The following is a 24,729-nucleotide window of genomic DNA, read 5'->3' as shown; positions in this document are numbered from 1 at the left end:
ACGTCGCAGATCGAAATGCGAGGCGGACACTTCTATGCCAAATCGCGCAATGCGGCCTCGACGACCTTACGCTGCTCCGCCGTCAGCGCGGCCTGCGGCGGCACGGGGTCGCCGACCGCATAGCCCTGAATGTCGAGCCCGGCCTTGATGCAGGCGGCAAGATTGAAGCGGGCGAAGGCTTCGTTGACGCGCCACAGCCTGCGTTGCAGCGCCATCGCCTCATCCCAACGCGCCGCTTTGCAGAGGTTGTAGAGTTCAACACTCTGGCGCGGAATGATGCAGGCGGGGCCGGCCATCCAGCCGAGCCCGCCGATCAGCATCACCGCCGCCGGAATATGCGCGGACGCCGAGAAGACCTTTATGCTGTCGCCGCAGCGATTCATGATCGACAGCAGCCGGCCGGTGTTGGTCGAGGCATCCTTGATGTAGCCGATGCGCGGATGCGTCGCGAGCCGCGCGATCACGTCAAGCGTGAGATCAGACCGCTGGAATTGCGGGTTGGTATACATCACGACAGGTATGTCGACGGCATCGGCAATGGCGCGGAAATAGGATTCGACCTGCGCATCAGCGACCGGGAAATAGGCTTCCATGATCGCGAGAATGCCGTCGGCGCCGATCTTTTGATGCGCCTTTGCCTGCACCACCGCGTCCGCCGTCGAGGTCGAGGCGACGCCGGCGATCACCGGCACCCGGCCCTTCGCGGCCTCGATGGTGGCCTGCACGACGGCTGCGCGCTGGGCGTGGTCGAGGTAGGCGAATTCGCCGGTCGAGCCGAGCGGCGTCAAGCCATGCACGCCCGCCTTGATGAGGTCGTCGCAGAGCCGGCCCAGCACCTCGGTGCGGATCTGGCCTGAGGCATCGATCGGCGAGACCAGATAGGGAAAGACGCCGTGGAAGTCAGCCATGACCGGTATTGTCCCTCGCGCGGAAACATTTTCCCGATATGGCTAACCGGAACACCTGGACAACGCAACGCTCCCAGCGCTCACTTGCAGTGCCCAATTCATGCGTGACCAGCGGCGGCGCTCTTGCATGGCGGTCGCTGGAGATTGCGATCATCAAGCCGGTCATATCCGCTTCACGCCGCCTTCGGCAGGGTAGGCGACGAAAAAGTACCGACGGTCGAACTTGTTGATCAGCGCCGCAAAGCAATCCAGTTGCCGACGTCCTGTCTCCGCTTGATTGAATGAAGGGTCGGCGGGCGCAGCACCTGGAACAACAATCATCACCGCGAGCATCTTCCCGACGAAGCGCGCCAAGGGTGCTGTCCGGACTGCTCCTTATGGCCGACGATGCAACGACATGCGCAACCATACTGCTGCGTTACCCAATCTGAAACAGCCGAAATGCACCGCGTGGCGCAGCGTCGGCGGCCGCTGATTGATCAAAAGATGTCCACAGATGTTCACAGGTTCTAATTAATTCACTCACGATAATTTCACGACTTACTTCGCAGTCTCGCCGCCCGTCCACGCGAGCGAGAGTGGCTTTGATGGCTCTGCAGAACGTTGCCAGCGCATCCACGTTCCGAAGTTCCGGGGTCGATACGCGCGGCGCTGCGCGCACGGCAACAATGCCCGGCTTTCGTCACTTCCTCGGGACGCCTGCTCCGTCGCAGCGCTTCCGAGCCTTCGGTATCGATCCGCTCGCTTCGCCGTCACATCATGCCGAACTCCGCGGACTGATGCACCGCCTGTCGCGGCGCATGGATGCCGCCATCAAGTGGCAGCCTCACTCGGCCGGATCGGCAGAATACTGGGAAAATCCCGGCATCCCCTCAGGTTATACCTATCTGCTGCAATTCGTTGCGCACGATCTCGTCCATTCGGCGGTTCCGCTTTCGGTCGCGGGCGGTATCCGCGGCGGCACCACGAATGCGCGCCGCACGCCGCTTCGGCTGGAGACCTTGTACGGCAGCGGCCCGGTCGGCTCGCCGCACATCTACGCACTCGACGCATCCAGCGACGACCGCCGCACCAAGCTGAGGCTGGGGCGAATGCGCTGGAAAGAGAGCGAGCCGGCGAGCGGTTGCCCATTCCGCGACATCGCGCGGACTCCGGCTGAAAATCTGACCGGGATCGATCGCAGCATTGCAGGCGTCCGCGCCGCGCTTACCGAGGCGCTGGTCGCCGATCCGCGCAATGACGATCATGCCGTGATGTCGCAGCTCACTGCGCTGCTTGCGCTGTTGCACAACGGGCTCATCGATATCATTCGCCGCCATGAAGGCAACGCCGGACCAAACGGTCAGTTCAACGCCGCCTACCGGCGCTTCCTTTGCGCCCGCGAGGCACTGGTGGCGATCTATCGCAACGTCCTGCGCGACGACCTGATGCGGCGAGTGATCCATCCCGCGATCTACGGCATCTATCGCGAACGAAATCCCGACTTCATGGACCGTCCGCACTCCGCGGAACGATTTTCGACCGAAATCTGGGAAATTCCGCTCGAATTCTCACACGGCGCATTCCGCTTCGGCCACGCCATGGTGCGCCCGGAATACCAGATCAATGACCTGTCGCTGCACGACCTCAACAACACGCTGGAAAAGAGTTCGGTGAACGATCCGGCAAACATGCCGCTCGATGAAACGTGGATGGTACAATGGTCGCGCTTCTTCGAGATCAACGGATCTACGCCGAATCTCAGCCGCCGCATCGGACCGCATCTCAGCGACGGACTGGGGAACGACCAGATATTTCCGGCGTTCGACGAAACCGAACGGGTCGGTCTGCTGTACCGCGACTTGCTCGGCTCCGGTTTAGCCGGCATGTGGTCGGTCGACGCTCTGATCGCTGAGATCAGCAACCGTAGACCGCAGCTCATTGCCGCTTCGCGCCTGTTGACCGACCGCGCCTACCGTGTCGATCAGCTCCGCGAATGGCTCGCCTCGGGGCAGGTCTACGGCGCACTCACGGACCAGGACATCGAAACTCTTTCAAGCGATCCGCCGCTGCCGTTTTTCATCCTGTTCGAGGCGATGCAGCAGACGGAAGGCCTGCAACTCGGTCTGCTCGGCTCGATCATCGTATCGGAAACGATATTCGGCGCGCTGGCGGGCGACCCCCAATCGGCCGGCGGCGGCTCGCTCGCCGATCAACTGGACCTCATCTCCCGCGAATTCTACCTGACGAACGTACTTCAGGACATTCCAGAAATATCGAGCATGGCTCAACTGGTGGAATTCACCACCGAGGTTGCCGGTCTGCAACAAGCCGTGCCCGCATTTTTGTGAAGCGGAATTCTCCGTTTCACGCAACCCGGAGGAGTAAAAGCGATGGCCCTCGAAAGAATGCAAGTGACCAATCATGAGCGCTGGGGCAACCTCGTCAAGACTTGGTCGACCGGCAAGAACTATCTCGAAGACGACAACGAGTACCCAATCCCGACCACCATCGACGAATTCAAGGAGCAACTCGCCAAGGCGCAAGTGTTCATGACGGTGCCGGACCGCTACACCAAGGTTCAGTTCGTTGAGCAGCACATGGACACCGTCGTCGTACGCCTGCCGCCCGCCTTCGCGATCGCGGATTCCGAAGAAAAGCTCAGCAAGCCCGGCGCGACCTACCCGCTTCCGCCGTTCTACAAGCGCCTGTTCAACGGGATGGATCCGGTGATTCCGGAAGCCGAAAAATTCAAGGTGCACGCCGAGCGCATCGGCGACTACACGATCAGCTTCTGCGCCTAAGCGATGTCAACCGCACCTAACCGCTGAACGATACCTTCGACTGGGAGCCCTGCGCCATGTAATCCGTCGCGGAGGGCTTCCCATCGATCTTTCACTCTGATCGGATGGGCTTGCATAATCCATCGCACCACGGCCTCGTCGGTCGGTGCGGAAGGGCCAACCCAAAACGAGCGCAGTCCGTTGACGAGGCGCTGCGCCTCTTCGCGCGCCTGCTCCGCCTCTCCGAGATAGAACAACGCCGCGGCACGCCACGCGGGCAATATCCGAACGACATGATTGGCGCGATCACAGGCCTCGAGCGCTCCGGCATAGTCTCCGTGGAGAAAACGGATAGTGCAGTGGTAGGCCCACTCGAGATAGGAAGGCGCCGGCGAGAGCGTCAGCGATTGCTCGGCACGCAGCCGCGCCTGCTCGATCGATCCACAGAAGGCATCGTAATGGGCGCTCGATAGCAAGGTCCAGGGATCGTTGTCGTTTAGCTCGCAGGCCAGTTGCATGTGCGGGCCGGCTTCGGCCTCGCGCAGCGCCATCATATACGACCAGCCGCAGCAAAGATGCGCCCGGGAATCGACGGGGTCGAGCTGAACAGCAATCTTCGCCAGCTCGAGCGTCGCGCGCGCCTTTTCGAAATCGCGAAACAGACCCGGATACACGAAGTGCTCGATGTTGTTCATCTGTACGAGGCTGCTGTAACAGGGCGAGAAACCCGGATTGTCGCGTATCGCATCGCGAAAGATGGCGACCGCCCGCCGCCAGCTTTCCGGATCGAATCTCGACATGAGGTTCTGGCCGCGGAGCCAGCGATCGTGCAGGTCGAGCGATACGTCGGGCTCGCCCGCCAACCGCATCAACCGCTCGGTCGACAGCTGCACGTTCAGCGACGACGCGATGCGGCGAATGATGCGCTGCTGCGTTTCGAACCAGTTGCCGAGGCCGAGCCGGAAACTTTCGCTCCAGACGTAGATGCCCGTCGTATCGTCCCGGAGCACCATCACGATGTTTATTTCGGCGCCGGCCTGGTAGGCCGTGGTTTCGATACAGTATTGCGGCGCAGTGCCCGAGGCGGGCAGCATGACAGCCGCGGGCGGACGATCGACCACGCTCCACTCCCGGAAGCGGACGAGACAGGCGGCGAGATGCTGCGAAAAGCCCTGCACCAGATGGCTGTGATTGTCATCGACGCCATGCATCGCGAACGGCCGCAGCACCAGCCGGGTCCTGGCCGAGAGGTTGACCGATTGTGAAATCGGTGCGAGCGGCTCAAGAGCCGTCCCCCTGATCGTCCGGACGGCAAATTCGTCGTTTGCCGCCGCCGCGGCAGCCCGATCGACCGGCGCGCGCTCCAGAATGCCTAGCTTGATGTTGGCGACAAGCTCTTCGGTCGCGGCCGACGGCTCCATCGCATAGTCGCGGTCCAGCAGATCCCACAATGCCTTGTAGATGCGCAGCGCGCCGGCAGTATCGCCTTCTTCCGCATGTGCCCGCATCAGGTACCGGCAGGCATATTCGTGCGTCGGGTCGAGATTTACGATCGCCGCCGCGATGCGCTTCTTGGAGTCGGCGGGAACGTGCGGGGAGGTCAGGCCTTCGTCGAGATTTCGCATCAGCCGTTCATGGATGGTCTGCCGCTTGGCGAGCACCCAGACCCGGAACGACGGGTCGAGATCATCCATTCCTTCAAGCAGCCGGCTGTCGAGTTCCGGCGTATCGAGCAACAGCGGGTGAACGCGACCGCCTTCGGCAAGCTGGATCACGCTTTCGATGTCGACCTGGATTCGCCCGACGTCGAGACCGATCATCAGCCGCTCCGCGACGAAGCCGTCATAGCCGGCCTCTTCGAGCATCGAGCGCAACTCGCGAACCACCTGCCGCAGCGAGGCGCGCGCCTTTTCCTCGTCTGATCGGCTCCAGAGCAGGCCGACCAGGCGCTCGCGGCTCTCCTGCTTTGTTTCCGAGAGCGCAAGGTAGCTGAGAACCGCACCGGCCTTGCGGGTCCGCAGCTCGATCGGCCGGCCGTTGAATCGCACGCCGAGCCGCCCGACCAGCGACACCGACAGACGCGGTGCGCTTTCGGGCACTTGCGTCGCGTCGTCTTTTGTTATGGCGTTCACACTGACCGGCATGCAACGGTTTCCGGAACCGGTTGGTTAATTCGGGCCAGTCTATATCAAAGCGATGCCCCTGGTATAGGTTGCGCCGCCGCCTGTTCGCGCAATCATATCCTGCAGCCTTGGCGTGACGATTTTGGATGGCTCGAGCTGCAGGCCCGGCGCGATCACGCGAATCACTGGAATGGCGAAGCGTCGGCGCGTCAGATCTATACAGAATGTCTCGATTTGCAGTTCGTGCAAACGCTGCACGATCAATCCAAACATGTCGCGCGTTTCAGTTGCGCGAACAGGAAGATGGAACGCGTGCTCCGCAATCGGCTGCAACAATCTGCACTGATCCGCGTCGATCGCCGAGCGCTGCAGATGGATGCGGTCCTGAGCGTTGAGCGCGTCATCGCCGCGCTCGTTCCGCTTGGCCACGACGACGGCATCAGCCAGTTCGAGCTGGCACATTTCCAGAATCGCGGAGCGGACTGCGGCTTCGAGCGCCGGCCGCGCGGCGAGGCCGAAAGCAAAACCGGCACCGTCCGCACGGCACGAAACGGCCACGACGCAGGGCACGCCGATATCCGTTGTGATATCGAGCAGCCATGTTCGTCGCTCCTCCGATGCGCCATGCCGGAGCTGCCGCAACAATTCTTTCGCCACGCCGCTGGCTTGATGCTGCGTCGGAATCGATCGGGCGAGTTGACCGCCTCGCCACCACAGGCTCGTGGCATCGCGCTCGATCAATTCCAGCAGGCCATGCAACGCCGCCGCATCGCGCGACGGGCCGGCAGCCGATCCGATGCTCAACGGAAATGGCGGCGCGAAATCGCGCTGCACGGGCGGCCGCCGCAGGCACATGTCGGCCGGAAGCCACACCTCGCCATCGTCGATCGGTCTCGTGGCACGACACCAGGAGAGCTCTCGCTCCGCTTGCATGCAGTGTTCCGATAGCACGCTGACGACTTTCAGGGCCTTCGGACCGAGTCTTGAGGCCCATTCGTTGGCTCCGGGCTTGAACAACAGGTCGGTCGCGACCTGCAATTGAGACAGATATTCGATTCCTTCGCCGATACAGCCCTGAAATGCTTCCTGCAACGTCAGACCGACGCCGGAGACGCCAACAATCGGGCTGCCGTGATGCATGGGATCGGCGAGCGCCGGATCAAACTGCGCACCAAAGCTGAACAGTCCGGGCGCGTCGGGTGAAGTCAGTTCGAACACGCGTGCGAATCGGGAGGCTGCCATGAGTAGATGGGCGCGATTGGCGGTTTCCCCATCGTCCCGGCCGCCCATTTCCGGGCCGTATTCCAGCGCCTGTAAAACCCGTCGGGCATCGTGATCGCCGGCGTCTTTGCCGAGAAGCAACGACGCCGCACGTGCAAACAATTCCTGCATCGAACTTTCGCCGCCGCTCACGGTGACCTCACGACTCGACGCGCATAGTCGACGCGAGAGGCCAGCACGCTCTCGCCTTGGAGGAACTTATGCTCGCGAAAGCCTTCGTCATAGCCATGGCAGCGGATTTCGCCCGCTCAGACTATGCCAAGCCGACCTTGATTCGCAGTCATAGCCGCGAATGGCTGATCGCCTGCCGCTGGGGACCGGAGGGCGAATACCTGTCGATCGCGACCGCCGGACCGATCACCGAACCACCCGCACTGATTGCGCCGCAGGCGATTTCGCCGATCCATAGCCTGGTGGGCGTTCTGGTTTCCGAGTCGGAATCGCAGTCCACCAGCACGTTCCTGCTGGTCCGCCAAATGCCGGGCGCGATCGAGCTTGCCGGAACATTTTTTCCGGCCGATGGCTATGTGTTGATGCAGGACCGCGGCGATATCCATCTCGTCTGCAAGGCGCGCTACTCCCACAGTTGCGGCTGGCTCGACGGCAAGGAGATCCGCAAAGACATTCCCGACCCGGCCCCTTACTCGGCCGAGGCAATGTCCTGGCACATCGAAGCGACGCGCCGCGACTGGATCGGAGAGTTCATTCCCGGCAGCAGGCTGCCGGAACGGCTTGCGATTCGCGCAACCGGCTGAAGCCTCCCACAGAATGGCGTGGCAATATGAGATTGCTGCCCAACAACAACTATCCCCGTGAGGGAAATTTGCGACGCTTGCTGAGATCTACAGTATTGAGAGGCGCATCCGCGGACTTGGTCGCGGCCCCTTGGTCGACGACAGTTTCGGCCAGTTCCACGATGCGCGCGCGCAGCTGCGGATTGGCCATTCGGGGATAAGTCTTGGGAACCTGCCGGGCTCTCGGCTCGGCGTGCGGAAAAACCGACAATCTGGAGACGGGTAGTCCGGGGCGGGAAAATTCGAAAAACTCGCCGACCGATACATCCAGCAGAGAGGCGATCCGCGCTAGCATGCTGGCGCCAACCCGGCCATCACCCTGCTCGTATTTTGCCACTTGTTGAAAAGTAACGCCGATTCGCGCCGCCAGTGCGGTCTGGGTGATGCCGCTGTGGACCCGCAACATGCGAATCCGGGCACCCACCATCTGATCCAGCGCGCCAGACTTCATCGTCGCCATAGGCGGCTCCCACTGTTCGAGTGGGAACTCTACCACAACCTCAAGAAGACGAGAGCGCTAATTTACGATCACAGGAAGCATTCCTACGCGTGACTCAGCGTGTTCGATCGTTAATCGGCCATTCGAATCGACTGCGGCTTTCATCGTAGCCGGACGGCCGGTTTCAAGGAATTGCAGCAGAACGGCACGGCTCTCGTCCGAAAGCGCAAACAGCCCGCGCATCAACTCAAAAAATCCCGGCTCTTCCGCGACATAGAGCAGTTCGCGGAGTTCGGCGCCGGTGTACTGCCCCAACGCCGTCAAAAGCCATTCGGTTTGGTCATTTGGATCGCTTTCAGGCACGCGATTTAGATAGTAGACGACCGATTCCGCACTCATTTCTTCCCCCGGTAACCTCGCCGATAGCCTACAAGCCGCCCGATCTCGGGCAGCTTCTGACAGCTAACTCCCGCTCAACACTGCGTGGAGCTTCGTGATTTCAGCGTGATCGCAAATCCGGTGGCGTCCCAGGCTCAATTACACCACCGTTCGGCCGGAATGTACCGAATTGACACAATCTGGTATGGCCGCAGCAGACTTTCGTCTAAGCGCGCCGCCCGGCTTTGCGAATCAGAAGGCTTTTGCGATCGCGCGCTGGGCGTCCTGTTGAATTGCCTTCAGATGATTTTGGTCGCGGAAACTCTCGGCATAGATCTTGTAAACGTCTTCAGTGCCTGACGGTCGCGCAGCGAACCATCCCGCGTTTGTCTCGACCTTGACGCCGCCGAAGGATTGATCGTTACCCGGAGCCTTGGTCCGGATCGCTGTGACCGGTTCGCCGGCGAGCTGGCGCAGATCGAGTTGCTCCGGCCCGAGCGCCTTCAGCGCATTCTTCTGCTTCGGCGTCGCCGGGACGTCTATACGCTCGTAATGGGGCACGCCGAGTTCGTCCGTCAGCGTCGCGAACAACTGACTCGGGTCGCGGCCGGTGCGGCCGAGGATTTCGGCGGCAAGCAGTCCCATCACCACCCCGTCCTTGTCGGTCGTCCAGACCGTCCCGTCACGCTTGAGAAACGACGCGCCGGCACTTTCCTCGCCGGCAAAACCGAACGTGCCGGTGCCAAGACCGTCGACGAACCACTTGAAGCCGACCGGCGTTTCGACCAGCTTGCGGTTCAGCTTGGCCGCGACGCGGTCGATGATCGAGCTGGAGACGATGGTCTTTCCAATCGCGGCCTCACTGCCCCATTGCGGCCGGTGCTCGAACAGATAGGCGATGGCAGCGGCAAGAAAATGATTCGGATTCATCAAGCCGCCGGTCCGCGTCACGATGCCGTGCCGGTCGGCGTCGGTATCGTTGGCAAAGGCGACGTCAAAACGATCGCGCATCGCAATCAGGCTCGCCATCGCGAACGGCGACGAACAATCCATCCGAATCTTACCATCCCAATCTGCCGTCATGAAACGGAACGTGGGGTCGACCGCGGTGTTCACGACGGTCGCATTGATTCCGTAGTGCTCGATCAACGGCTGCCAGTAGTGAACGGCAGCGCCGCCCAGTGGATCGATCCCGATTTTCACGCCAGATGACTTGATCAGCGCCATATCGACGACATTTCCGATATCGGCGACATAGGGACGGATGTAGTCGTGCAGATGCGTCGTGGAGGCCTTGCGGGCGCGTTCGTAAGCAAGCCGCGCGACGCCCTTCATATCGGCCTGCATATAGGCGTTGGCGGCCTTCTCGACCTTGGCCGTCACGTCGGTGTCGGCCGGGCCGCCATGCGTCGGGTTGTATTTATATCCGCCGTCCTCGGGCGGATTGTGCGATGGCGTGATGACGACGCCGTCCGCATGTCCGCTGGTCCGCGCCTTGTTATAGCTCAGGATCGCATGCGAAATGACGGGGGTCGGCGTGTAGCCGCCGCGCTCGTCGATCATGATGTCGACGCCGTTGGCGGCGAACACCTCCACCGCGCTCGCCAGCGCCGGTTCGGCCAGCGCATGGGTATCGATGCCGACGAACAGCGGGCCGGTCAGACCGGTTTCGCGGCGGTGGTCGCAAATGGCCTGCGTCGTCGCCAGGATGTGGTTTTCGTTGAACGAGTTCTTCAGCGACGTCCCACGGTGGCCCGAGGTCCCGAAGGCGACGCGCTGGGCGGGATCGGACGGATCGGGCTTCGACGCGAAATAGGCCGTTACCAGCTGCGGCACGTTGATGAGCGAGGCGGGATCGACCGGCTTACCGGCAGCGGGATTGGGGGCAGTCACATGACCTCACGGAATGGTGGTTTACCGGATTATACGTAAAAGCCGCCGCATGAGCAAAATGGGGCGCCGCCTTCGCAGGCGGCCGATCGGACGGCGTCTAGTAAACGCCGCGCTGCCGCCGCAGTTTCCTCGCGCCTTGCGCAAAATAGGGGTTGGTCAGGCATTGCGCCGAACGGCCCGATGCGGACGCAGCGCACTGTGCCAGCGACGTAAAGCTGCAGTCGATGTAGCCACCGTCAATGCCGTAGGTCTGCAGGCAAACCGGGTAGCTCGGGTCGTAAGTCTGGGCGCGCGCAGGTCCGGCGACCAGCACCGTTGCAATCGCCAGGATGGCGCAGGTCAACAGGCGCATCAGGAGGCTCCTTCAGGACACGTCAAACGGCGGAGAAATTGATCCCCGTCGACCAACAGATAGGAAGCGATACGGATATCGGCCAGCTCGAATAAGGCAGTCGCTGGGACCCGACCAGCGACGATACCTCGCTGCCGCAGCGCCCCGGGCCTCGCCAGGCCGCTCCCGTCGGATCACCCCGTCAGATCACCCTTGGCCCGCAAGATGGTTTAGGCTTAAAATATTCATGAATGCCGCTGCAAGGCCATACGGTTGCTGCAGCCGACGAGCAGGAGCGATGTCCGAAATGAGCTTCGATACGTACCGATCGCCATTCGATGCTTTTGCGGCTGCGGCCGCGAGGCGACCGGATGGGCCATTCCTGCTGGCGCCCGCCAGCGCGGAATTGGCCTACGCGCCAGAAGGATTTCGGATCGAGTATGGCGCGTTCAAGACCGAAATTGACCGGCTGCGTGCCGAGTATGCTTCTGCCGGCTACGGGCGCGGAGCGCGGGTCGCCTTGCTGCTCGACAATCGCCCGGTGTTTTTTCTGCACTGGCTGGCGCTCAATGCGCTTGGGGTTTCGATCGTCCCGATCAACCCCGACGTCCGGCCCGACGAATTGTCGTTCCAGCTTGAACTGTCGCAGGCCGACCTGCTGGTCTCCGCACCGGATCGCATACGGGTGACGAAGGGCGCCACGCTCGGGCGCACCCGCCTGATCGATACCGACAGCCGCATCCCGCCGTGCCAGTCGGACGTCGTGGCCCAGGATGCCGAGTTCAACAGCGAGTGCGCCCTGCTGTTCACCTCGGGCAGCACCGGCAAGCCGAAGGGCTGCATGCTGTCGAACCGCTATTTCCTGCAGGTCGCAGACTGGTATCTGGCGCAGGGCGGCGTGGCCGAACTGCTGCCGGACCGTGAGGTCAACCTGACGCCGCTGCCGATGTTTCACATGAACGCGCTCGGCTGCAGCGCGGTCGGCATGATGGCGCTCGGCGGCGCCGTGGTGCCGCTGGATCGTTTTCACGCCAACCGCTGGTGGCAGTGCGTGGTCGATAGCGGCGCGACCGTCGTGCATTGTCTCGGCGTCATCCCGGCGATCCTGCTTCAGCTTCCCGTGACCGAGGTCGAACGGCAGCATCTCGTGCGCTTCGCTTTCGCGCCCGGCGTCGATGTTCGTCACCGCGCCACCTTCGAGGAACGCTACCGCATCCCGATCGTCGAGGCCTGGGCGATGACCGAGACCGGCGGCGCGGCGGCCACCACCACGGCGCGCGAACCGGCAGGCTTTGGCGCGCGCTGCGTCGGCCGGCCGCACGACGGCATGGAGTATCGCCTGGTCGACGATCACGGCGCCGACGTCCCGCCCGGGAAACCCGGCGAATTGCTGGTTCGCGCCAAAGGCGACGACGCGCGCGCGGGTTTCTTCAGCGGCTATCTGAAAGACGAGGAAGCCACCGAAGCAGCGTGGCAGGGCGGCTGGTTCCATACCGGGGATCTGGTCTTCGCAGACGATGACGGACTGATGTATTTCTTCGACCGCAAGAAGACCATCGTACGGCGCAGCGGCGAGAATATCGGCGTGCTCGAAGTCGAAAGCGCGCTGTACATGGACAGCCGTATCGGCGGCTGCGCGGTGACGCCCGTTCCTGACGATATCCGCGGCGAGGAGGTTTTTGCGTTCATCGTGCCGACTGAAAAGGTAGACGACGCGGACGGGTTCGCCGCATCGATCGTCAAGATCTGCGCCGAACGTCTCGCCTATCACAAGGTGCCAGGTTACGTCGCCTTCGTCGGCGAACTGCCGCTGTCATCGACGCGCAAGCTCGCGCGCGGAGAGATCAAAACGCTGGCGGCGGAAGCCGTCAGCGCCCATCGTGCGATCGACACCCGCGCGTTGAAAGCGAAGCTGCGCCACGCCTGAGCGCAATCATGCTTACGGCAACAGCTTGTATTTCCCGTTCTCGATCTGGACCATGATCCGCGCGCGGCCGTCGACGCCGTGACGATCCGCCGGCGTGTAGGTATAGACGCCATGCGTGCCGACGACCTCTTTGGTGGTGAACAGTGCTTCGCGCAGCGCGTTGCGGAAGGCAGGCGTACCGGGCGCGGCGCCTGTCGCCTTGGCGCGTTTGGCGGCATCCATGAACACCAGCCAGCCATCAAAGGCATAAGGCGAAAATGCATCGGCCGGCGCCTCGCCGTTGGCCTTCTCATAAGCCGCACGGAATGCGAGGGCCACTTTACGGATCGGATTGCTTTCGGGAAGCTGCTCGGCCGCCGTGACCGGCCCGGTCGGACAGATGATGCCCTCGGCTGACTTGCCGGCGAGCCGCAAAAAGTCGGCGCTGATCATGCCGTGATTGCCATAGAGCGGTCCCTTGTAGCTGCGCTCGGCAAGCGCGATCACGGGCAGCGCGCCGGGTGTCCCGGTGCCGCCGAGCATGATCGCATCGGGCCGCGCCGAAATCGCACGCAGCACCTGCGCGGTGACCGAAGTGTCGGAACGGGCATAGCGTTCGTTCGCGATCACCTTGATCTCGGCCTTCTCGGCCGCCTGCAGCAACGAATTGTACATCAGGTCGCCGAACGCGTCGGAAAAGCCGATGAAGGCTACCGTTTTCACGTTGCGCCCCTTCATATGGTCGACGATGCCCTGCACGAGCAGCGGCGTCGGCTGCGGCGTCTGCACCACCCATGGCCCGCCCTCTCCAGGCGGGACCGGGGCGATCGGCGAGACCGCCACCATCGGCACCTTCATTTCAATCGCCGCGGTGGCCATCGCCAGCGTCTGTGGTGCGCCTGACGTGCCGATCAGCAAGTCGACCTTTTCCTGCTCAACCAGCTTGCGCGCATTGCGCGTCGACGCCGCCGGGTCCGAACCGTCGTCGAGCTGGATGACGCGGACCTTTTCGCCGTCGATCTCGCCGACATAGGCCTGTCCCGCCGCCAGTCCCTTGGCGTTCGGTACGCCGATCGAGGACACTGGCCCGCTCAGGCCGGTGACGAAACCGACGAGGATTTCTGCACGCGCCGAAACAACCGTGCCAAGCAGGAGCGCGACGCCGACCAACAAGGTCTTTTTGTTTTTCATGATGATGTCACTCGATGTGGGAGAAGGAGCTCAACCCTGCCCCGGCACCAGCGCAAGAACGCGTAATGGACTGCCGGAGCCGTTCTGGATCTTGAGCGGCGCAGCCACGATCACCGCGCCGGTCGGCGGCAGCTGGTCGAGATTGCACAGGCATTGCAGGCCGTAACGTCCGCTGCCATGCAGGAAATGATGCGCCGGATAGGGCGGATCGAGATGACCGGCCTGGCCGGCGTCGGTGCCGATGGTCTCGGTGCCGAAGCCGATGACGCCGCGTTCCTCGACGAGCCAGCGCATCACGGCGGCATCCGGACCGGGCGTGTGCGCGCCGTCGTCCTTCAGATTGGCGTAGTCGCGCCAGCCCTTCTTCGACCAGTCGGTGCGCAGCAGCACCCAATGCCGCTCCGGAATCCGCCCGTGGCTTTTTTCCCAGGCCTCAACGACCGGGATCGTCAACAGGAAGTCCGCGTCCTTTGCGGCCTGCGCCGAACAATCGATCACGCAGGCCGGCGCGATCATGTCGCGCACCGGAAGCGTGTCGACCGAATTGTTCGGCAGATCCTTGCCGGTAAACCAGTGAATCGGCGCGTCGAAATGCGTGCCGGTGTGCTCGCCGAAGGTCAGATTGTTCCAGTACCAGGCGGGACCGCTCCCGTCATAGCGCGAAATCTGCTGGATACGCACCGGCGCGGCCTGGCCGAATTCCGGCGGCAGCACGATGACAGGAAAGTCCGGGCTGAGCGTGAATGTCAGGTCGACGACGCGCACCGCGCCGGATGCGACCGCGCCGGCAAATTGCATGAGACCATGGCTATCCATTGCGCTTCTCCCGTTCTCAACAAACCCGCCTACGCCCCAAGCTCACGTTCGACGGCCTTTGGATTGGCCGCCAGGCGCCGGCGAATGTCCTCGGCGACATCGCCGACGAACACGTCTTCCAGTCCGCGTTTGAGCGCCGAGACGATCGACGACGCAACCGTGCGCGGCGCGACCTTCGGCGGCGGCACGGTCTGGAACCACTCGATTTCGAGCGGCCCCGTGAACACGTTCACCACCTTGATGCCGCCAGGGCGGAGCTCCGCCCGCAGGCAATGCGACAGCGACAGGCAAGCCGCCTGCGACGCAGAATAGGCGCCGAACACCGGCCAGTTCGCCAGCGCATAGACCGACAGAAGATTGACCCAGGCCGCCGCACTGTTGACGCCATCGGCGCCACGCATCCGCATCGCCGGACCGAATGCCTGCGCCAGATGCACGAAGCCGAGGTAGCTCTGATCGATCTCGTCACGCACGACACTGGTGCCCTGCCGGTCGAGCAGCCCGCCGGCGCGGACATGTTCGGTGGTATTGACCAGGATATCGACCTTGCCGCCGATATCGGCCGCCAGATCGGCAACCGACTTCTCGTCGCCGATATCGAGCGGCACGATCTCGACCCCCTCCATCGCCCGCAGCGCATCCTCGCCGGGGAACGGCTTCCACGGTTCGGCGACGCCGACGAACACGATCGACGCGCCGGCCGCCTTGAGCGCGGCGACGACTTCCTGACCGACGATGCTCCGCCCGTTCGTCACCAGAACACGCCGGAATTTCGGGTCGGCCGTCATCTCACGCCACTGCCTGTCGTCTGCCATGTTGGGGGTCTCCCGTTCGGGATGCGCGAAGGCCACCGCCTGCCCGCTTTTGTCCAGTTGAAACGACATCAGGACCGGCTTGCCTTCTTCGCAATCGGCATGCAGGTGCGTCACCAGCCTGGGGCCGCATTCCATCGCGACAAGTCCGACACGCCATGGCGCCCGCTCGCGGAAGTGCACGTCCGCCGGAACGCGCAGCGTGGTTTCGGACAGCAGCGTGCCGCGCCGCGGCGCGTCGGCGAAGACGAGATCGGCGGACAGGCACGCCGGGCACGCGTCCCGCGCCGGATAGCAGAAGGTCCCGCACGCGCCGCAGCGCTGCAGCATGAAGCGGCCTTCGGCGGCGGCCAGCGTAAAGCCGTGCGCGGCGCGGCTGCGCGCGCGCGGCGGCGACGTCGGCAGCCGCGTGCGCGACAGCGGGTTCTTCCGACGCGGTTTTACGATCGGTTCGACCATCAGCCCGATCCCGCAAGGATCGCCGCGCCCGAAGCGAGACCGCGATCATAGTTGATCATTCCAAAACCCGACGCCAACCCGATCCGCGCGTCCCGTACCTGCGTCGGACCGGCCTGCCCGAGCACCTGCCGCATCGCCTCGACCACGCCGAGATAGGCACCGCCCGCGCCCGCCTGCCCGACCGAGAGCTGCCCGCCGGAGGTGTTGTGCGGAAACGTGCCGTCGATCGTGAGATCATGCTGCCGCACGAAGTCCGGCCCCTCGCCCTTGCGGCAGAACCCGAGATCCTCGAACTGCATCATCGAAATGACGGGATAGTCGTCGTAGGTCTGCACGAAGTCGATGTCATCGGGCCTGACGCCGGCCATCGCGTAAAGCTCGTCGATATCAGCAGCCCATCCGCCCCGCACCTGGACCGGATCGGCGCCAAACGCATTGTGGCGCTCGATCGTCGAGAGAATCTTCACGGCAGGCAGTTTCAGCGATGCGGCGACGTCCTCCCCCATCACCAGAAATGCCTCCGCGCCCGCGCACGGCATCACGCAGTCGAACAAATGGATCGGATCGGCAATCGGCCGCGCCGACATATATTGCTCGAGGCTCAATGGCGACTTCATCAGAGCGTGGGGATTGCGCAACGCGTTGCTGCGCTGGGCCACCGCGATCCGGCCGAAATCCTCGCGCCGCGCGCCGAACGTCCGCATGTAGTTGCGCGCGATCAGCGCAAAGCTCGCATTGGCCCCGCCGGCGCCGTAGGGATAGACGGCATCCTGGTTGAAGCGCGAAAAGTTCTCCAGCGTGGCGCGGAACGAATCGACATGGTTGGTATCGCCGGCAACGCAGGCCACGATGCTGGCATCGCCCGCCTGCACCGCCCGCGCGGCACGGCGCAACGCGGCGATTGCGCTCGCGCCGCCGAGCGGAATGGTGTCGACCCACCGCACGCACAGGCCGAAATGCTGGGTGAGCCCGACCCCGCTGTCGAGCCCCGCCGTGAAACTCGAAACGCAGAACCCGTCAATATCGCGTGGGGTGATTCCCGCGCCATCGACCAGCGCCTTCAACGCGCGGCCGATCCACCACGGCGCGCTCTCGATCGAATAGCGCACATAGGGAATCGTCACCGGCACCGCCATCACGACCCGATCATAAGGTTTTCGGACGGCGCTCTGCATCGGACTGGCGGGTTCCTGTGAGCCGTTCAAAGCACGGTCAATTTGACGTCGATATTGCCACGCGTCGCATTGGAATAAGGGCAGCGTTCATGGGCGCCGGCAACGACTTCCTCGGCGACGGATTTTTCCAGCCCCGGCAGCAGCACCTTGAGTTCAACCGTGAGCGCGTAGCCGACCGGGACAGGGCCCATGCCGACCTTGGCAGTGACGCTCGGCTCCGCCGACGGCGTGATCTTGCGGGTACGCGCTACCAGCTTTACCGCGCCGAGAAAGCATGCGGCATAGCCAGCGGCAAACAGCTGCTCCGGATTGGTCCCCGGTCCGCCCGGCCCGCCGAGCGATTTCGGCAGCGACAGCGACACCGACAGCATCCCATCGTCGCTCGCGGCCTTGCCGTCGCGCCCCCCGGTCGCCGTTACCTCGGCCTCATACAAAATCTTGTCCGGCTGCAGCATGTCTCGTCCTTCAGGAGTTCTTTAGTTTATCGGCCTGCGTGCGCGTCAGCGCGGCGCGGAAATCCTGGCGGGCGCGATTATTGGCCAGCGCAAAACTCGGACCCCGGCTTGGCTCGGTGCCGTTCAGGCGCCGCAACTGCACCCACATCTCCGCGCTCTTCAGCGCCACCGCCGCGCAGTTCACCACCGGCGCATGACCGACCTTGAAGCCGTGCTCGCTCGCGACCAGGAGACCCGGCAGCACACCGGCGGGGATGATGACATCGGCGCCACGATCGAGCAGCGGCTGCGCGCAGGCCGTGAAGTCGGTCAGCATGCGGGCCTTCGCTGCGGAGTCGCCGGCAAATGCCGCGCTGAAATCCTCCGGCCGGCAACCCATCCCGGTGACATGCACCACGCGGCCGGAAAGCCCGTAGCGATCGGCCTGCTCGTAATGCCAGACCTCGAAGGCCGCATCGAGCGTGACGAGGCCGAGCCGCCGCCCGAGCTGCGACGCCGCCAGCAGCGTGGCCTCACCCGTTCCGATCACCGGAATCGTCAGCGCCGAGCGCAGTTCATACAGTCCCGGATCCTGGAAGTGGCCCATGACATAGGCGTCAAAACCATTCTCCTGCGCCGCGAGCCCGTTGTCGACCGCCTGGATCGCGCAACGAAATTCGCTCAAGCGGCCGAAGTCGCGGTCGGCGGGCGTGATGCCCTCGACATGGACGCTGGTGCCGGGCGCCGCGATCTCGTTCAGGTATTCAGCAAGCTGCGCCATGTAGGGCGCGCTGGTGGCTTGGTCGACGAAGCTCTGCCAGAAGATGCGCACAGCAATATCCTGTTTCACAGGCGAACCGCGCCGGGCCTTGCGCCCCGCAGTCACGGAGAGTGACGACACGCACGGCTAGCGTTGCGAAGGCGCGTCGAAGCGTGACGCCATCCTGTCGACTGAAATATTTCAACCACAAAACAATTTTGACGTCAATTGAACGGCACGCGGGCGCGCGCTGCGTACGCCGAGGCCGTGTTGCCGAAACGACAGGCAGACAGCGCCTCACCCTTTTGCACAAGCGAATTCATCTCTTGCAGTCGCTCGCGCCGCCGCGAACTTTTCTGCGCCGCGCCGATCTCGCGTATTGACCTGCGTCTGAGAAATACTTTAGGCTTTAAACAATTGACGGGGAGTGGACGCCGTGTGGATGCGCGGCCGTCTTGATCGTTGCGTTGATAAAGGCTCTTCAATCGTGTCTGGGATCATCGACCTCGGGACGGCGGGCGGCGCGAGCGGGGTCGCCTTTGCCGCGATCGATCGCGCTGTTTCAGGAGCCGCTTCCGGCCCTCGTCACCTGAGCGGAAACAAACTCGCGAACCATGCTGGCGAATTCCTCCGGCATCTGGTCGGGGAGCGGCACCATGCCTCCTGAGAGTTCGCGCAAGATGCTGCCCCCGATGGCTCCTGCGACCTTCGGAGCCACCGGATGAACGTGCGGATCGCCTGTCGGAGCAATGACCAGCGTGGGACACTTGATGCGTCCCAGACGGTCCTCCATCCGATAGCGATTCACCACCCGGTGGCCTTCTGCGGCCATCTCGCCAGCCCGCAATGCGTCAATCATGAAACGCTGCAGCAGGTCGATATCGTGGGCAGGATAGAACGGCTGCCGCCGCGCCCACAGCTCAGTGAGATGCGTGCCGTCGGTCCGTGGCTCCACATCGTCAATAACACGCATGCCGTGGTGTCTGGCTCGCCGCTCCGCATCGACGAACGGACAAGCCGAGAGCACCAGCGCGTCGATGCGCGCGGGCATCGCTGCGGCCATTTCAACCGCAATCGCCGCACCGGTGTGATGGCCGACGATCGCGGCGCGCGGCGCTTCCAGCGCATCGAGCAGCGCGAACGCGCCTTCCGCCCACACTTCGATCGAAGGAGTGCCGGCGGGAGCGTCGGAATCTCCGAAGCCCAGTGTGTCCATCGCGATGGCGCGGAAATCGCGGCCGAGCAGCGGCAGCACGTCGCGGTATTCGTCCCACGAGCGCGGTGTCTGATGCAGCAGAAGAATGGGAAAGCCGCTTCCCGCCATGGCGGTATGGATACGCCCAAGAGGCGTCGCAACAAAGCGGCGCTCGATGCCAGAACCGGTGCTGGTAACGCTCATCTCAAGACTCCATGCGGTCGCGGGGACCAGACCCGCGGCGGCTTCCGGCGGCAATTGCAGCATCGGTCGTGCTGGTACGACCTCGATCCGTGCTGACATCTCGCTCAAATCGCGGCTGTTTTCAACCAAGGGGAATGCAATGCGCAAGATGTTGAGTTTGACTGCCCTTATCGGCGGCCTTGTCGCCGCCTCAACCGCACAGGCCGATATCACGGTCGGGTTCGTGACCTCGCTCAGCGGGCCCGGCTCCTCGATCGGCATTCCGTACGGACGCGGCATCCAGGCCGCGATGGAATACAAGAGCGAGGTCAACGGCGAAAAGATCCGCCTGATACAGCTCGACGACGGCTCCGATCCCTCCGCCGCCACCCGCAACGCGCGCAAGCTGATCGAGGAAGAAAAGGTCGACCTCCTGATCGGCACCGCGACTACCCCGTCCACGATCGCGATGATGGGTGTCGCGACCGAGTTGAAGGTGCCGATGATCGCGGTATCCCCGCTATCCGGGCAGCCAAACCCGTCCGATCAATGGGCCATCTCTGTTCCGCAGCCCGCCGCGCTGCTGGTCAAGATCGTCGCCGACCGCATGAAGCGCGATGCGATGAAGAACATCGGCTATATCGGCTTCTCCGATGCCTGGGGCGATCTCGTCTACAACGGCGCCAAGGCCGCCGAAACCGATGACGGCATCAAGATTCTCACCAACGAGCGTTATGCGCGGGTCGACACGTCGGTCACCGGGCAGATCCTGAAGGTTCTCGCGGTACGTCCGGACGCCGTGCTGATCGGCGGATCGGGCACGCAAGGGGCGCTGCCGCTGCTCGCGCTTGTTGAACGCGGCTACAAGGGCAAGACCTATGGTACGGTCGCTCTGGTCAATCCGGATTTCGTGCGCGTCGGCGGCAAGGCGGCCGAAGGCATCCAGGTCTCGGCCGGGCCGGTGATCGTCGCCGAACAGCTTCCCGACAGCCACTTCGCCAAAAAACTCGCACTCGAATTCCGCGCCGCCTTCCAGAAGGCCAACAATGTCCCGACCACCGACGGCTTCTCCGCTTATTCCTTCGACGGTTGGCGGATATTCACCTCCGCCGCGGAGCGTGCGCTGAAGACCGCAAAGCCCGGCACAGTCGAATTCCGCAAGGCCATGCGCGACGAAATCCTGAGCACCAAGGAGCTCTCGGGCGTGCATGCGGTCTACAACTTCAAGCCCGGCGCTTATTACGGCGTGGACGAGCGCGCGTTGGTGATCGTCCGCCTCGTCAACGGCGCCTGGACTTACGAACCCTGAGCGGAAACGACGTGTAGCACGGAAGGGCGGCCGACGGGATGACGGCAGATATCGCAGCGATCCTCGCCATCGACGGCATAGCCACCGGGGCGGTCTACGCCCTGGTGGCGATCGGCACCGTGCTGATCTTCACCGTGACGCGGGTGATATTCATTCCGTTCGGCGACATCGCAGCATTCACGGCGCTCACGCTGGCGGCGCTCGACGCAAAGCAGCTCCCCGGAACGGTCGGGCTGGTCGTCGTGCTGGCCTGCATGGCCTGCGCGATGGAAGTTGTCTCGCTGGCGCGCGCCGGCGAGTTTCGCGCCGTGCCGAAGGCCCTCCTCGGCTATCTCGTGCTGCCCTTGATCGTCGTCGGAATCGTCTGGCTGACGATGCGCTTCAATCCGCCGATGCCGGTGCGGATCGTGCTGGCGCTGCTCCTGATCATGCCGATCGCGCCGCTGCTCGACCGGATCGTGTTCCGTCCGATCGCGGATGCCTCGGTTCTCCTGCTGCTGACGGTTTCGGTCGCGCTGCATTTTGCGCTGGTCGGATTGGGCCTGCTGTTCTTCGGCCCTGAAGGCGTGCGCACCGAACCGCTGACCTCGATGGCGATGGAAATTGCCGGCGTTCACGTTTCCGGACAGACGGTGCTGATCCTGACCGCGGCGCTGGTGTTCAGCGGCCTGCTGTTCCTGTTTTTCGATTTCACGCTGATCGGCAAGGCGCTGCGCGCCACCGCGCTGAACCGCACCGGCGCCCGCCTGATGGGGATCCGCCCCGCCCGCGCCGGCACCATCGCCTACCTGTTGGGATCGCTGATGGCGGGCGTCTCCGGCATCCTGATCGCGCCGGTGAACACCATCTTCTACGATTCCGGATTCCTGCTCGGGCTGAAGGCCTTTGTCGGCGCCATCATCGGCGGGCTGGCCAGCTATCCAGGTGCTGCACTCGGTGCGTTCGGCGTCGGCATCATCGAGAGCTTTGCTTCGTTCCAGAGCAGCACGTTGAAGGACGTCATCGTGTTCTCGCTGCTGATCCCCATCCTGCTCTGGCGCTCGCTCGCCTCGCAGCATTCCGAAGAGGAAGTCGAGGAATGACGCAGCAGCAGATCCGTCTCGTCATTGCCGCGGCGATCGCCTGCCTCGTCGCCGCTCCCTTTGTGCTCAATCCGTTCAGTATCACGCTGCTGAACTATATTGGGATCTACTCGCTGGCGGCGATCGGGCTGGCGCTGCTGACCGGGGTCGGCGGCATCGTATCGTTCGGTCAGGCGGCCTTTGTCGGCATTGCGGCCTACGCGACGGCATGGACCACGGCCGTCAACGGCTACTCGCCGTGGCTCGGGCTGGTGCTGGCCGTGGTCCTGACCTGCGGCATCGCCGGGATCCTTGGCTTCGTCACGCTGCGCCTGCAGGGCCACTTCCTGTCGCTGAGCACGGTTGCCTGGGGACTGGCAATCGCATTTCTGTTCGGCAATATCGACGGCCTCGGTCACCACAACGGCCTCTCCGGCATCCCGCCAATTTCGATCGGCCCGGTGGCGCTGGTCGAAAGCTGGCAGATCTATTTCCTGATCTGGGCGATCGTCGTTGCGATGCTACTGCTCTGCTACAACCTCCTCGACTCCCGCATCGGCCGCGCGATGCGCGCGATGCGCGGCGGCAATACGCTGGTCGAAAGCCTCGGGATCAGCGCCTTTCAGGTCAAGCTGACGACCTTCGTCATCGCCGCGTTCCTCGGCTCGCTGTCGGGCTGGCTCTACGCCCATCTTGGCCGTTTCGTCAGTCCTGGCCCGTTCGAAGCCAGCATGGGCATCGAATATCTGATGATGGCGATGGTCGGCGGTGCCGGCAGCATTTTGGGCGGCGTGGTGGGCGCCGCCATCGTCACGCTGCTGAAGAATTCCGTGCAGGATTATCTGCCGCTGATCGCCAAGGGCGCTTCCGGCCAGCTCGAGATCGTGGCGTTCTCGGCGCTGTTCATCCTGTTTCTGCAACGCGCCCGGCAAGGCATCGTGCCGTTCCTCTCCGGCTTTCTACCCGAGCTCAAGCAGTCCCGCCCGCCGACAGCGCCCGCCTTGCCGCGCCGCGCGCAGCCGGCGCCCGGCACGCTCCTGCTCAAGGTTAGCGACGCGCAGCGGCGGTTCGGCGGCCTCGTCGCCGTCAACAATGTCAGCTTCGAGGTCAGGTCCGGCGAAATTCTCGGGCTGATCGGGCCGAATGGTGCCGGCAAGACCACGATGTTCAACCTGCTCACCGGGGCGTTGCGCATCAACAGCGGCGAGATCGCGTTCGCGGGACACTCGATCACCCGCGACCAGCAATTTCACATCGCCCGCGCCGGAATCTCCCGCACGTTCCAGCACGTCAAGCTGCGCCCGCGGATGACGCTGCTCGACAATGTGTTGCTCGGCACCTACGCGCGCACCAGGACCGGCCTGCTCGCCGGCGCCCTGCGCCTGAACCAGGCGGAAGAAGCCAGCGCCCGTTACGAGGCGCTGCGGCAGCTCGAGCGGGTCGGACTCGGCGACAAGCCGTTCGAGCTCGCCGGCAATTTGCCGCTTGGCAATCAGCGCGTGCTCGAGATCGCCCGCGCGCTCGCCGCCGATCCGACGCTGCTCGTCCTCGACGAGCCGGCCGCCGGCCTGCGCCGCCAGGAGAAGCTCAAGCTTGCCGAATTGCTGCGCTCGCTGCGCGCGGATCACCTGACCATCCTGCTGGTCGAACACGACATGGAGTTCGTGATGTCGCTGGTGGACCGCATCGTCGTACTCGATTTCGGCTCAAAGCTCTGCGAGGGCGAACCGGCGGCGATCCGCAGCGATACCCGCGTCCAGGAAGCCTACCTCGGAGGTGTCGCGTGACGGCGATGTTCTCCATCGAAAACGTGTCGGTCGCCTACGGCAAGGTCGAGGCGGTGCGCAACGTCTCGCTGTCCGTCGAGCAGGGCCAGATCGTGACGGTGATCGGCCCTAACGGCGCCGGCAAGACCACCTTGCTGATGGCCGCTATCGGCCTTTTAAAGTCCACCGGGCGGATGCTGTTTCAAGGCACAGACCTGGGGCGGATCGACGTCGAGGGCCGCGTCGAACGCGGCCTGTGCCTCGTGCCGGAGAAGCGCGAGCTGTTCGCCGACATGTCGGTGGCCGACAATCTCCTGCTCGGCACCTACAGCCTGCGCGACCGCTCGACAACGCGCAAAAGCCTCGACGACGTGTTCGACCGTTTTCCGCGGCTGAAGGAACGCAGCAAGCAGGCCGCCGGCACCCTGTCGGGCGGCGAGCGGCAGATGCTGGCGCTCGGCCGCGCGCTGATGGCGAAGCCGAAGCTCCTCGTTCTCGATGAACCCAGTCTCGGCCTCGCCCCGCTGATCGTCCGCGAAATTTTCCGCACCATTGCCTCGCTGCGCAGCCTCGGCGTCTCGGTCCTGCTGGTCGAGCAAAACGCCCGCGCCGCGCTGGAAACCGCTGATTACGGCTACGTGCTGGAAACCGGCGAGATCATCCAGTCCGGTCCGGCGGACACGCTGATCCACGACCCGAAACTGATCGCGGCCTATCTCGGCGGCCACTGAAGCGAGGCGCGCGGCGCGCGCA

23 protein-coding genes are annotated in these 24,729 nt (G+C 63.7%); 8 read left to right on the top strand and 15 right to left on the bottom strand.

The window, feature by feature from the left end; all coding sequences use genetic code 11:
• Positions 1 to 32: 32 nt before the first annotated feature.
• Both QUH67_RS06885 and QUH67_RS06880 read right to left on the bottom strand, forming a co-directional pair.
• Positions 33 to 908 carry a dihydrodipicolinate synthase family protein gene (locus QUH67_RS06885; protein WP_300945930.1) on the bottom strand — a complete coding sequence of 292 codons (876 nt, stop codon included), beginning with the start codon at positions 906 to 908 and terminating at the stop codon, positions 33 to 35.
• Between the two features lie 162 nt (positions 909 to 1,070).
• On the bottom strand, positions 1,071 to 1,262 hold the full coding sequence (locus QUH67_RS06880; protein WP_300945928.1) for a hypothetical protein: 192 nt from the start codon (positions 1,260 to 1,262) through the stop codon (positions 1,071 to 1,073).
• A gap of 233 nt (positions 1,263 to 1,495) precedes the next feature.
• On the opposite strand from QUH67_RS06880, the gene QUH67_RS06875 reads away from it, so the two are divergent.
• Together QUH67_RS06875 and QUH67_RS06870 are read left to right on the top strand one after the other, a co-directional pair.
• Complete coding sequence (locus QUH67_RS06875) at positions 1,496 to 3,238, top strand: peroxidase family protein (RefSeq protein WP_300945927.1); 1,743 nt, start codon at positions 1,496 to 1,498, stop codon at positions 3,236 to 3,238.
• A 42-nt stretch (positions 3,239 to 3,280) separates the two neighbouring features.
• Complete coding sequence (locus QUH67_RS06870; RefSeq protein ID WP_300945926.1) at positions 3,281 to 3,691, top strand: hypothetical protein; 411 nt, start codon at positions 3,281 to 3,283, stop codon at positions 3,689 to 3,691.
• Here QUH67_RS06870 and QUH67_RS06865 read toward each other — a convergent pair.
• Together QUH67_RS06865 and QUH67_RS06860 are read right to left on the bottom strand one after the other, a co-directional pair.
• Positions 3,688 to 5,814 (bottom strand): BTAD domain-containing putative transcriptional regulator, encoded by a 2,127-nt coding sequence (locus QUH67_RS06865; protein ID WP_300945925.1) that lies wholly within the window; start codon positions 5,812 to 5,814, stop codon positions 3,688 to 3,690. The genes QUH67_RS06870 and QUH67_RS06865 overlap by 4 nt on opposite strands.
• Positions 5,815 to 5,853: 39 nt before the next feature.
• A complete protein-coding gene (locus tag QUH67_RS06860; RefSeq protein WP_300945924.1) occupies positions 5,854 to 7,185 on the bottom strand; it encodes a YcaO-like family protein in 1,332 nt (443 codons plus the stop codon).
• An 89-nt stretch (positions 7,186 to 7,274) separates the two neighbouring features.
• Between QUH67_RS06860 and QUH67_RS06855 the strand changes: the two genes are divergently transcribed.
• Positions 7,275 to 7,829, top strand: a complete 555-nt coding sequence (locus tag QUH67_RS06855) for a hypothetical protein (protein ID WP_300945923.1) — start codon at positions 7,275 to 7,277, stop codon at positions 7,827 to 7,829.
• Positions 7,830 to 7,878: 49 nt separating this feature from the next.
• Here QUH67_RS06855 and QUH67_RS06850 read toward each other — a convergent pair whose 3' ends face one another.
• From QUH67_RS06850 to QUH67_RS06835, 4 genes are all read right to left on the bottom strand, one after another.
• Positions 7,879 to 8,328 carry a helix-turn-helix domain-containing protein gene (locus QUH67_RS06850; protein ID WP_300945922.1) on the bottom strand — a complete coding sequence of 150 codons (450 nt, stop codon included), beginning with the start codon at positions 8,326 to 8,328 and terminating at the stop codon, positions 7,879 to 7,881.
• Between the two features lie 57 nt (positions 8,329 to 8,385).
• Positions 8,386 to 8,706: a hypothetical protein gene (locus QUH67_RS06845; RefSeq protein ID WP_300945920.1), complete on the bottom strand. Its 321-nt coding sequence runs from the start codon at positions 8,704 to 8,706 to the stop codon at positions 8,386 to 8,388.
• A 231-nt stretch (positions 8,707 to 8,937) separates the two neighbouring features.
• Positions 8,938 to 10,578, bottom strand: a complete 1,641-nt coding sequence (gene pgm, locus QUH67_RS06840; RefSeq protein WP_300945919.1) for a phosphoglucomutase (alpha-D-glucose-1,6-bisphosphate-dependent) — start codon at positions 10,576 to 10,578, stop codon at positions 8,938 to 8,940.
• A 97-nt stretch (positions 10,579 to 10,675) separates the two neighbouring features.
• Positions 10,676 to 10,930, bottom strand: a complete 255-nt coding sequence (locus tag QUH67_RS06835; protein WP_300945918.1) for a DUF3551 domain-containing protein — start codon at positions 10,928 to 10,930, stop codon at positions 10,676 to 10,678.
• Between the two features lie 286 nt (positions 10,931 to 11,216).
• Here QUH67_RS06835 and QUH67_RS06830 point away from each other — a divergent pair, with 286 nt between their 5' ends.
• Positions 11,217 to 12,836 (top strand): AMP-binding protein, encoded by a 1,620-nt coding sequence (locus tag QUH67_RS06830; protein ID WP_300945917.1) that lies wholly within the window; start codon positions 11,217 to 11,219, stop codon positions 12,834 to 12,836.
• 12 nt (positions 12,837 to 12,848) lie between these two features.
• Here the strand turns inward: QUH67_RS06830 and QUH67_RS06825 are convergent, their stop codons facing one another.
• The 7 genes from QUH67_RS06825 to QUH67_RS06795 form a co-directional block, all read right to left on the bottom strand.
• A complete protein-coding gene (locus QUH67_RS06825; RefSeq protein WP_300945916.1) occupies positions 12,849 to 14,006 on the bottom strand; it encodes an ABC transporter substrate-binding protein in 1,158 nt (385 codons plus the stop codon).
• Between the two features lie 30 nt (positions 14,007 to 14,036).
• Positions 14,037 to 14,822 carry a cyclase family protein gene (locus tag QUH67_RS06820; protein ID WP_300945915.1) on the bottom strand — a complete coding sequence of 262 codons (786 nt, stop codon included), beginning with the start codon at positions 14,820 to 14,822 and terminating at the stop codon, positions 14,037 to 14,039.
• A 29-nt stretch (positions 14,823 to 14,851) separates the two neighbouring features.
• Positions 14,852 to 16,093, bottom strand: a complete 1,242-nt coding sequence (locus QUH67_RS06815; protein WP_300945913.1) for an SDR family NAD(P)-dependent oxidoreductase — start codon at positions 16,091 to 16,093, stop codon at positions 14,852 to 14,854.
• Positions 16,093 to 17,268, bottom strand: a complete 1,176-nt coding sequence (locus QUH67_RS06810) for a thiolase family protein (RefSeq protein ID WP_300945912.1) — start codon at positions 17,266 to 17,268, stop codon at positions 16,093 to 16,095. Before QUH67_RS06810 ends, QUH67_RS06815 begins: the two co-directional genes overlap by 1 nt.
• Positions 17,269 to 17,294: 26 nt before the next feature.
• On the bottom strand, positions 17,295 to 17,723 hold the full coding sequence (locus tag QUH67_RS06805) for an organic hydroperoxide resistance protein (RefSeq protein WP_320416124.1): 429 nt from the start codon (positions 17,721 to 17,723) through the stop codon (positions 17,295 to 17,297).
• Positions 17,724 to 17,733: 10 nt separating this feature from the next.
• A complete protein-coding gene (locus QUH67_RS06800; RefSeq protein WP_300945911.1) occupies positions 17,734 to 18,534 on the bottom strand; it encodes an aspartate/glutamate racemase family protein in 801 nt (266 codons plus the stop codon).
• Between the two features lie 490 nt (positions 18,535 to 19,024).
• On the bottom strand, positions 19,025 to 20,008 hold the full coding sequence (locus QUH67_RS06795) for an alpha/beta fold hydrolase (protein WP_300945910.1): 984 nt from the start codon (positions 20,006 to 20,008) through the stop codon (positions 19,025 to 19,027).
• Here QUH67_RS06795 and QUH67_RS06790 point away from each other — a divergent pair.
• The 4 genes from QUH67_RS06790 to QUH67_RS06775 are packed head-to-tail and all read left to right on the top strand — an operon-like array spanning position 20,001 to position 24,707.
• A complete protein-coding gene (locus QUH67_RS06790) occupies positions 20,001 to 21,149 on the top strand; it encodes an ABC transporter substrate-binding protein (RefSeq protein ID WP_300945908.1) in 1,149 nt (382 codons plus the stop codon). The two genes, QUH67_RS06795 and QUH67_RS06790, sit on opposite strands and share 8 nt — an antisense overlap.
• A gap of 38 nt (positions 21,150 to 21,187) precedes the next feature.
• Positions 21,188 to 22,231: a branched-chain amino acid ABC transporter permease gene (locus QUH67_RS06785; protein ID WP_300945907.1), complete on the top strand. Its 1,044-nt coding sequence runs from the start codon at positions 21,188 to 21,190 to the stop codon at positions 22,229 to 22,231.
• The gene (locus QUH67_RS06780) at positions 22,228 to 23,997 is read left to right on the top strand and encodes a branched-chain amino acid ABC transporter ATP-binding protein/permease (RefSeq protein WP_300945906.1); all 1,770 of its coding nucleotides are present in this window, start codon (positions 22,228 to 22,230) and stop codon (positions 23,995 to 23,997) included. The genes QUH67_RS06785 and QUH67_RS06780 overlap by 4 nt, the downstream gene beginning before the upstream one ends.
• The gene (locus tag QUH67_RS06775) at positions 23,994 to 24,707 is read left to right on the top strand and encodes an ABC transporter ATP-binding protein (protein ID WP_300945905.1); all 714 of its coding nucleotides are present in this window, start codon (positions 23,994 to 23,996) and stop codon (positions 24,705 to 24,707) included. The genes QUH67_RS06780 and QUH67_RS06775 overlap by 4 nt, the downstream gene beginning before the upstream one ends.
• Positions 24,708 to 24,729: the final 22 nt, after the last annotated feature.

The organism is Bradyrhizobium roseum, from assembly GCF_030413175.1.
Lineage (GTDB): Bacteria > Pseudomonadota > Alphaproteobacteria > Rhizobiales > Xanthobacteraceae > Bradyrhizobium > Bradyrhizobium roseum.
The sequence above is the reverse complement of the archived record's forward strand: the minus strand, read 5'-3'. Positions and strand labels throughout refer to the sequence as shown.

Excerpts from the sequence above, each read along its gene's own strand:
- QUH67_RS06885 (WP_300945930.1), bottom strand. The coding sequence starts at position 908 with ATGGCTGACTTCCACGGCGTCTTTCCCTATCTGGTCTCGCCGATCGAT.
- QUH67_RS06790 (WP_300945908.1), top strand. The coding sequence starts at position 20,001 with ATGCGCAAGATGTTGAGTTTGACTGCCCTTATCGGCGGCCTTGTCGCC.
- QUH67_RS06830 (WP_300945917.1), top strand. The coding sequence starts at position 11,217 with ATGAGCTTCGATACGTACCGATCGCCATTCGATGCTTTTGCGGCTGCG.
- QUH67_RS06870 (WP_300945926.1), top strand. The coding sequence starts at position 3,281 with ATGGCCCTCGAAAGAATGCAAGTGACCAATCATGAGCGCTGGGGCAAC.
- QUH67_RS06785 (WP_300945907.1), top strand. The coding sequence starts at position 21,188 with ATGACGGCAGATATCGCAGCGATCCTCGCCATCGACGGCATAGCCACC.
- QUH67_RS06875 (WP_300945927.1), top strand. The coding sequence starts at position 1,496 with ATGGCTCTGCAGAACGTTGCCAGCGCATCCACGTTCCGAAGTTCCGGG.
- QUH67_RS06780 (WP_300945906.1), top strand. The coding sequence starts at position 22,228 with ATGACGCAGCAGCAGATCCGTCTCGTCATTGCCGCGGCGATCGCCTGC.
- QUH67_RS06850 (WP_300945922.1), bottom strand. The coding sequence starts at position 8,328 with ATGGCGACGATGAAGTCTGGCGCGCTGGATCAGATGGTGGGTGCCCGG.
- QUH67_RS06835 (WP_300945918.1), bottom strand. The coding sequence starts at position 10,930 with ATGCGCCTGTTGACCTGCGCCATCCTGGCGATTGCAACGGTGCTGGTC.
- QUH67_RS06820 (WP_300945915.1), bottom strand. The coding sequence starts at position 14,822 with ATGGATAGCCATGGTCTCATGCAATTTGCCGGCGCGGTCGCATCCGGC.
- QUH67_RS06805 (WP_320416124.1), bottom strand. The coding sequence starts at position 17,723 with ATGCTGCAGCCGGACAAGATTTTGTATGAGGCCGAGGTAACGGCGACC.
- QUH67_RS06855 (WP_300945923.1), top strand. The coding sequence starts at position 7,275 with ATGCTCGCGAAAGCCTTCGTCATAGCCATGGCAGCGGATTTCGCCCGC.
- QUH67_RS06845 (WP_300945920.1), bottom strand. The coding sequence starts at position 8,706 with ATGAGTGCGGAATCGGTCGTCTACTATCTAAATCGCGTGCCTGAAAGC.
- QUH67_RS06810 (WP_300945912.1), bottom strand. The coding sequence starts at position 17,268 with ATGCAGAGCGCCGTCCGAAAACCTTATGATCGGGTCGTGATGGCGGTG.
- QUH67_RS06825 (WP_300945916.1), bottom strand. The coding sequence starts at position 14,006 with ATGAAAAACAAAAAGACCTTGTTGGTCGGCGTCGCGCTCCTGCTTGGC.
- QUH67_RS06815 (WP_300945913.1), bottom strand. The coding sequence starts at position 16,093 with ATGGTCGAACCGATCGTAAAACCGCGTCGGAAGAACCCGCTGTCGCGC.
- QUH67_RS06860 (WP_300945924.1), bottom strand. The coding sequence starts at position 7,185 with ATGCAGGAATTGTTTGCACGTGCGGCGTCGTTGCTTCTCGGCAAAGAC.
- QUH67_RS06865 (WP_300945925.1), bottom strand. The coding sequence starts at position 5,814 with ATGCCGGTCAGTGTGAACGCCATAACAAAAGACGACGCGACGCAAGTG.